The organism is Photorhabdus sp. RW14-46, from assembly GCF_963887965.1.
In the GTDB taxonomy this organism is placed as follows: domain Bacteria; phylum Pseudomonadota; class Gammaproteobacteria; order Enterobacterales; family Enterobacteriaceae; genus Photorhabdus; species Photorhabdus laumondii.
Map to the genome: position 1 here is coordinate 1 of NZ_CAWPHH010000066.1, position 6,997 is coordinate 6,997.

Genomic DNA, 6,997 nt, shown 5'->3' on the forward strand with positions numbered 1-6,997 from the left:
TTCTGTGGGCAATACGAAGACGAGGAAAGCGGTTTATTTTATAATCGGCACCGTTATTACGAGAGGGAAACAGGCCAGTACTTATCGCCAGATCCGCTAAACTTAAGGGGTGGCGTAAGTCCTTATAGTTACGTGCATAATCCGGCAAACTGGATTGACCCTCTGGGACTAGCGGGTGAGAACTGTGGGAAACTGTTTTCAAATGCATCATATACCGAAATTGAAAAAGCCAAACTAGATGGTTGGATAGTTGATTCCTTTAAAGACGGTAAATATAAAACTGTAGTCACAACTCAGGATACATACGTATACCGTGTTTATGGTGGAAATGCTAAACCGGGTGGTTCATTTGTATCAGACCTTCCGACATCTAATCGCATACAAGCCAAAATTGATGCCGCTCTTTTACCTGAATGGAAAAATACTAGGGAATTTGAAGCTCAAATATTAGTTCCTAGAGGAACTACGCTTCATGTAGGTCAAGTTGCACCGCAAACAACAAAATCTGGAGCAGTGCTCAAAGGGGAAGCAACTCAAATTCTCTTGCCTAGAGATTGGGATCAATCTTGGATAAATAATATAAGATCTATTCCGTCAAAATAGAGATAATCACATGAATAATAAAGAGTTAATAAGTTTAGTCAAAAATATAATTTCCGATTTGGAATCACTAGCAAAACTTAGACAAGAAAACAAATTGGATTCAATTATAACGCTTTATAAAAAAACGCTTTCATCTTTAGAATCAGGGGAGTTAAAAGCCAATCTTGTGAAGAATATGACCAGAGGATATCTAGAAATCTATAGTGATTACGACAATCCCGTACTTGGCCTAATGTATACGTGTGAAAAAGAGCTGGATAAATATATAAACTCATAGCTCATTGTTTAAATTAAATATTTGTAATTAAAAAGCCGGAAAGATCTTTCGAGATCTTCCGGCTTTCTGATGATCTATCTTGGCGCATACCCACGGTAAGCCAGCGCCGACTGGAGCTTACCGATGGCATCCTTAATCTGATACGCTTCCTCATCATTCACCGCGCAAGCCCGTATCTCAGACCAGCACAGCCGCTTAACCAGTTGGGCTAAGGCCAGTGCTTCAATGTGGGTTAACTGAATGTCCTGCAAATGTTCAATCGCTATCGTCATCTCATGCTCTCCCCTTAACCCGCAAAACCGGTTATCAGTGCCCGCATCTGCTGCTTAATCTCCCGCAGCTGGGCCTGTTGCCGCTGGTACTGCTGATACTGTTGTTGCGTGACTTCACTCTCTGGAATCAGCACCAGACAACCGTCCATCACCTTCACCGTAATCTGGCCGCCGGTATTAAACCCCGCCTGTCTCAGCCACTGCCCCTTAAGGTGTATCGCCGGGGTGGCGTTGTTGACCTTATTCCCGTTCGGCACATAGCCCACCGTATAATAACGTTCTGTTTTCACGGCTTTATTTACTGCCGCTTCTGCTTTAGAATGCGCCTTAGCCATCATTCAACTCCTTCTTAGTTGCTTGTGGTGAGCGGGGTTAAAGTGTTGGTAGCACCTTAGCCCCGCGTTAAATCAAAGGGTGTCCTTTTATCTTGCCAGCGCCTGTAACTGCTTCTTAGTTAAAAAAGCATCCAGCAACTTCTTAATCACTTCCTTATCTTCCTCCGGTAGCTGTTCCACGGCCTGAAACTGTCTCAGTAACTCCCGGTCCTCAAATCTTGCCTTAGCCGCTTCCGTCGCAGCCCCTTCCAGCAAGTAATCACTGGTCACACCAAGCACATCCGCCAGACGCTTTAACGTGTCGCTTCCCGGTCTGGAAGTCCCCCGCTCAAAACGGCCAATATGGGTGTAATGCAACTCCGCCAGTCTGCCCAGCTCAGACTGAGAGAAGCCCTTTTGCCTGCGTAACTCGCGCAAACGTTGGGCAAATCCGGTCTCTGTCGCCGCTGTCATATCAAGCACCTCAGTCATCATAACGGTATCAAATAGAGCTATGTTGCCGTAATTATCTGCCATCTTCCATGCTCCGGTGCGTTGATATCGACTTTACATGCTTGACATGATAAAGCCTTGAAGCTACCTTATCAAGCATAAATGCTTTATTGAAAAATATTTTATAAGGACTGCTTACATGGCCCGGATACCCGAAGCAGAATTACAGCACCTGAAAGCCGCCGTCTCCTTAGTCGCCGTAGCGGAACAACAGGGACGACAGCTGGTTAAACGCGGCAAAGATTACGTGCTGCTGTGCCCGTTCCATGAGGAGAAAACCCCGTCAATGGTGCTGTCACCCGCCAAAAATCTGTATCACTGTTTCGGTTGTCATGCCGGCGGCTCCGTGCTGGACTGGGTGATGAAAACCGAGCGGCTCAGCCTGCGTCATGCCTGTGAACGGCTGCGAGGAGCACTGGGGGCCAACCCCGCCGTGGAAACGCTGCCGGCGGTTCCCTCCGTGGCAGAAGAAGCCGGGCGGCAGGCATTATTAACCCGGGTGGTTGAGTTCTATCATCAGACTTTACTGACGTCCCCGGAGGTTCAGCAGTACCTGAAAAAACGCCGCCTCGACCATCCCGAACTGGTCAGCCACTTTAAACTCGGCTTTGCCAACCGCACGCTCGGCTACCGGCTGCCGGATAAAAAACTCAAAGCCGGGGCCGAAATCCGCTCTCAGCTTCAGGCAATCGGGTTACTGCGTGACAGCGGCCATGAACACTTCAGCGGCTCGTTAGTGGTGCCCGTTATCGGGATGCACGGCCAGATACACGAAATCTATGGCCGCAAAATCACAGACCGTCTGCGGGCAGGCACGCCGTTGCATCTGTATCTGCCGGGCGCGCATGGCGGCGTCTGGAATGAAGCGGGGCTGGCCGGTTCGGCCTCGGTTATTCTGTGTGAATCCCTGATTGATGCGATGTCCTTCTGGTGCGCGGGGTATCGCCATGTGACCTGTTCGTATGGGGTACACGGCTTCACCGACGCTCACCGGCAGGCGTTCCGACAGCACGGTGTCAGACAGGTGCATATTGCCTATGACAATGACAAAGCCGGCAATGAAGCCGCCGCCGCGCTGGCGGCAGCACTGCAACTGGCGGGGCTGGATGTCTGGCGGGTGGTATTCCCCGAAGGCCGCGATGCCAATCGGTTTAGCTGCGAGGTGGCGAACCCCGAAAACGCCTTCGGTCAGTTACTGGAGGCGGCACAATGGCTCGGTGAGCCGGCGAAAATGCCGCCGACAGACCCAAATACTGCGGCGGTCGTGCCGGTCTCTTCGGCGGCATTAGTGCCCGAACCGGGCGTCGTGACCACGTTAGCAGAGAACGGGGATATCGTTATCCAGCAGGATGGGCAGGAATGGCGGCTGCGCGGCGTACCGCAGAAAATCGGGGCGGTGATGAAGGTCAATGTGCAGGTCGTGGATAAAAACAGCGGAGCGCTGTTCGTGGACAGCCTCGATATCCTGAGCGCCCGTGCCCGGGCGGGGTTCGTGCGTCAGGCCACTCAGGAGCTGGCCCTGCCGGAAACGCTGATTAAGCGTGAACTGGGGCGGGTATTACTGGTGCTGGAGCAACGTTCGTGGGCCGCGGCAGAAACCGTTCAGGCGGGCAAATCCCTGAGTGCCGATGAACAGCAGACCGCGCTGGCCTTGTTGCAAGACCCGCAACTGGTCGGGCGCATCACGTCCGATTTAGCCGCCTGTGGCGTGGTCGGCGAATCCACCAATCTGCTGGCGGCCTATCTGGCGGCGGTGAGCCGTAAACTGCCCAAACCCTTAGCCGTCCTGATACAGAGCAGCAGCGCCGCCGGGAAATCGTCACTGATGGACGCCGTGCTGAACCTGATACCAAAAGAGGAACGCCTCCAGTACAGCGCTATGACCGGGCAAAGCCTGTTCTATCTGGGGGAAACCAATCTCCAGCATAAAATCCTTGCCATTGCCGAAGAAGAAGGGGTGCGGCAGGCCGCCTATGCGTTGAAGCTGTTGCAGTCGGACGGCGAGCTGACAATGGCGAGCACGGGCAAAGATGAAGCCACGGGCAATCTGGTGACCAAAAGCTACACGGTGAAAGGGCCGGTCATGCTGATGTTAACCACCACCGCCATTGATGTGGATGAAGAGTTATTAAATCGCTGTCTGGTGCTGACCGTGAATGAATCGCGTGAGCAGACCGAAGCCATCCATACGTTGCAGCGCCACAAACAAACACTCGAAGGGTTACTGGCCGAGAACGAGCGGGACTATCTCACCGCGCTTCACCAGAACGCCCAGCGGTTGCTGAAACCGTTAAATGTGGTCAATCCGTATGCGCATCAGCTGACCTTTATGTCTGACAAAACCCGCACCCGCCGTGACCATATGAAGTACCTGACGCTCATCCAGAGCATTGCCCTGCTGCATCAGTACCAGCGGGAAATCAAGACCACCGAACATCGCGGCCGAAAGCTGGACTACATCGAAGTGACCCAGGACGATATCCGGCTCGCCAATCAGCTGGCGCACGAGATATTAGGCCGCACGCTCGATGAAATGCCGCCGCAGACGCGCAAGTTACTCATGCTGATACAGGCATGGATACGGGAAAGCGGCCAGCCGCGCCATGAAATGATTTTTACCCGCAAACAGTTGCGCGACACGGTGCAGTGGGGCGATACGCAACTGAAAATCCATCTCGCCCGGTTGGTTGAAATGGAATACCTGTTGTTGCACCGGCGCGGGCTGACGTTCGCCTATGAACTGCTATTTGACGGTGAAGACCGTGATACTGCGCACTTGTGCGGCCTTATCGTGCCGTGACAGGGCCGGTATGACTTGTTCCGGTCGGGGTAAAAGAATCAGCGGTCGCCTATCAGTCGGGGGGCAGTCGGCAGGCGGTCGGATACGCAAAGTCAGCACCAGGGCAGACATTGCAAGGCTTCACGGCAAAGCGGTCGGACAACACCCAAAAACACCGTTCCGGGAAGAGTAAATCAACACATCGTAATCCCATTCCTTATCACACAGACAGGAGCTTCTCATGGCATCAACGACACTCAGACAACACATCCAGCACTTCCTTGAACACCTCGACGCTCTGCGCTATACGCGGGAAACCCGGGCGCATTACCGGAGTAACCTGATGGAGTTCGTCCGCTGGTGTGACGAACGGGGGCTCACCACTGCGCAGCAGGTGAGCTTCGCCCAGCTGGAAAGCTGGCAGCGGGGACTGGCTACACAGAAAAATCGTCACGGTCGCCCCCTCACGGCCAGCACGCTCGTGAAAAAGCTGACCAGTGTGCGTAATCTGTTTAGCTGGCTGACGAAGCGGCAACACCTGCTGTATAACCCGGCGCGGGAACTGGAGTTGCCGCGCCCGGAACGGCGTTTACCGTGGGGCATGCTCAGTGAGCAGGAAACCCGTCACGTCCTGAGCCTGACCGACGATAATAACCCGCTGAGCGTGCGTGACCGCGCCGTGATGGAAACGCTGTGGAGCAGCGGCATCCGGCGTTCAGAAGTCCAGCGGTTGCAGGTCAGTGATGTGGACTTTGAACGCGGCATGCTGTTTGTCCGGCAGGGCAAAGGGCGCAAAGACCGGGTGGTGCCGTTCGGCGAATCGGCACAGCACTGGCTGCAACGTTACCTCAATGATGTCCGCCCGCGCCTGATATGGGGACCCGATCCGGGGTATCTGTTCGTGTCACAGCGAGGCAAAGCGCTCGCTGAGGGCACGATGACCCAGATAGTACGCAACGCCCTTCATCGCGCCGACATCGACAAACCCGGCGGCTGTCATCTGTTCCGGCACGGCATGGCGACGCAGATGTTAGAGAACGGCGCGGATACCCGGCACATCCAGGCGATATTAGGTCATGCGAGTCTGGACGCCACCCAAATCTATACGCGCGTAGCTATCGGTCACTTAAAAGCCGTGCATGAACAGACGCACCCGGCAGAACGGCAGTCAAAGCAGGCCACGCCGCCAGACGACAAGCAGGCGGATAGCGCTAAGCCGGACAGCCCGAAGCCGGTCTGAACGCGCTATGTTGCCGGACTGTCTTTAAGGTTAGCCGGTTCCCTGTGAGCGCGTGGGGTGCAGTGAAAGGCAGACTGCGCGCGTCCCTGCGCACAGACTGCCTGCCTGCCTTCGGCGTACCGGCGGTAAATGGTGCCCGCCCGGCGTTAAACCGCCGCGTCCTCTGTCAGCACCGCTGCCGGTCAGCCACCAATGAACATAATGTGGCATTAAGCGCAATGGGCCTGAACGGCCCGCCGCGCTTAACAAACATTATGTCGGCGCCGCCCACCGAAGGGCGCTGCGCGGTTACCTCAGCCCCGGTGCGCGGCTGGCCGCCGGGTTGAGCTTCTTAGCCCCCGTGGCGCGCAAGGCTGACGCCTTCCGCTGTCAGCCGCCGTGCTAAAACCGGCCGCCGCAGTCGCCGCCCTCCCTGGCGGCTCCGGTGTTAACATCCGCTTTAAGCCGTTGCCGGTCAGGCCGTCAGGGTCAACTGCCCTAAAGGCAGGCCAGCGAGCTGGCCGCGGTTTATTGCCCCCGCCCAACCCTGCTGCACTGGCTGCGTCCGGCTCGCAGTCGCGGGCTCCTTGCTCGTTCCCGTACTCGCCATCTCCGCCCCGTCTGCCCCCGCGGGCGGGGGCTCCCCGCTGAACCCCGTCGACAAGCGGGCTTCGCCAGCCCGCACCCGGCCAACCCGCGTCAGCGGCGCAGACAAGCTGCCCCGCCGCCACGGGTTATCGATAAAACCCGGTTCTGGCAGGTTGAAAGGCGGTGTACAAACACGTCAGCAAATACACCCAAGGGGTTAACGGCAGCTAACACCGCCGCTATACTGCTCAATGTGCAGACCGGATAAGGGCGTCAGGGTATGGCGGTAGCGTGCACACATCCTGAAAAGGCACGTCGGGGAAAAAAAAGTGGCGGGGACAAAATGGTCGCAATGCTTCCTTGTGAAAGCCATGCCCTGCGCGGGCTGGCTCTGCCCAACGGGTATGACTGCCTCGGAGATGATGCCCCTTC

At 55.5% G+C, this 6,997-nt stretch carries 9 protein-coding genes; 4 read left to right on the forward strand and 5 right to left on the reverse strand.

What is annotated here, in order from left to right; all coding sequences use genetic code 11:
• Positions 1-603 (forward strand): RHS repeat-associated core domain-containing protein (locus tag AACQ38_RS23190; protein ID WP_242685675.1); only part of this gene is annotated, 603 nt, incomplete at its 5' end.
• A gap of 10 nt (positions 604-613) precedes the next feature.
• Positions 614-880 carry a hypothetical protein gene (locus tag AACQ38_RS23195; protein WP_162120794.1) on the forward strand — a complete coding sequence of 89 codons (267 nt, stop codon included), beginning with the start codon at positions 614-616 and terminating at the stop codon, positions 878-880.
• Between the two features lie 74 nt (positions 881-954).
• Here AACQ38_RS23195 and AACQ38_RS23200 read toward each other — a convergent pair whose 3' ends face one another.
• From AACQ38_RS23200 to AACQ38_RS23210, 3 genes are all read right to left on the reverse strand, one after another.
• The gene (locus tag AACQ38_RS23200) at positions 955-1,152 is read right to left on the reverse strand and encodes a DUF7706 family protein (protein WP_165579187.1); all 198 of its coding nucleotides are present in this window, start codon (positions 1,150-1,152) and stop codon (positions 955-957) included.
• A gap of 14 nt (positions 1,153-1,166) precedes the next feature.
• Complete coding sequence (locus AACQ38_RS23205; protein ID WP_165579188.1) at positions 1,167-1,487, reverse strand: SymE family type I addiction module toxin; 321 nt, start codon at positions 1,485-1,487, stop codon at positions 1,167-1,169.
• Between the two features lie 87 nt (positions 1,488-1,574).
• Positions 1,575-2,003: a helix-turn-helix domain-containing protein gene (locus tag AACQ38_RS23210; protein WP_242685676.1), complete on the reverse strand. Its 429-nt coding sequence runs from the start codon at positions 2,001-2,003 to the stop codon at positions 1,575-1,577.
• A gap of 115 nt (positions 2,004-2,118) precedes the next feature.
• Between AACQ38_RS23210 and AACQ38_RS23215 the strand changes: the two genes are divergently transcribed.
• Both AACQ38_RS23215 and xerC read left to right on the forward strand, forming a co-directional pair.
• On the forward strand, positions 2,119-4,779 hold the full coding sequence (locus tag AACQ38_RS23215) for a CHC2 zinc finger domain-containing protein (RefSeq protein WP_165579189.1): 2,661 nt from the start codon (positions 2,119-2,121) through the stop codon (positions 4,777-4,779).
• Between the two features lie 220 nt (positions 4,780-4,999).
• Positions 5,000-5,998 carry a site-specific tyrosine recombinase XerC gene (xerC, locus tag AACQ38_RS23220; protein ID WP_113026505.1) on the forward strand — a complete coding sequence of 333 codons (999 nt, stop codon included), beginning with the start codon at positions 5,000-5,002 and terminating at the stop codon, positions 5,996-5,998.
• Positions 5,999-6,028: 30 nt separating this feature from the next.
• On the opposite strand, the gene AACQ38_RS23225 is transcribed toward xerC, so the two are convergent.
• Together AACQ38_RS23225 and AACQ38_RS23230 are read right to left on the reverse strand one after the other, a co-directional pair.
• Entirely contained in the window at positions 6,029-6,247 is a 219-nt protein-coding gene (locus tag AACQ38_RS23225) for a hypothetical protein (RefSeq protein ID WP_165579191.1), read from the reverse strand.
• A gap of 429 nt (positions 6,248-6,676) precedes the next feature.
• A complete protein-coding gene (locus AACQ38_RS23230; RefSeq protein ID WP_165579192.1) occupies positions 6,677-6,817 on the reverse strand; it encodes a hypothetical protein in 141 nt (46 codons plus the stop codon).
• Positions 6,818-6,997: the final 180 nt, after the last annotated feature.

Coding starts and splice junctions, on each gene's coding strand:
- AACQ38_RS23215 (WP_165579189.1), top strand. CDS start 2,119: ATGGCCCGGATACCCGAAGCAGAATTACAGCACCTGAAAGCCGCCGTC.
- AACQ38_RS23200 (WP_165579187.1), bottom strand. CDS start 1,152: ATGACGATAGCGATTGAACATTTGCAGGACATTCAGTTAACCCACATT.
- AACQ38_RS23195 (WP_162120794.1), top strand. CDS start 614: ATGAATAATAAAGAGTTAATAAGTTTAGTCAAAAATATAATTTCCGAT.
- AACQ38_RS23210 (WP_242685676.1), bottom strand. CDS start 2,003: ATGGCAGATAATTACGGCAACATAGCTCTATTTGATACCGTTATGATG.
- xerC (WP_113026505.1), top strand. CDS start 5,000: ATGGCATCAACGACACTCAGACAACACATCCAGCACTTCCTTGAACAC.
- AACQ38_RS23205 (WP_165579188.1), bottom strand. CDS start 1,487: ATGGCTAAGGCGCATTCTAAAGCAGAAGCGGCAGTAAATAAAGCCGTG.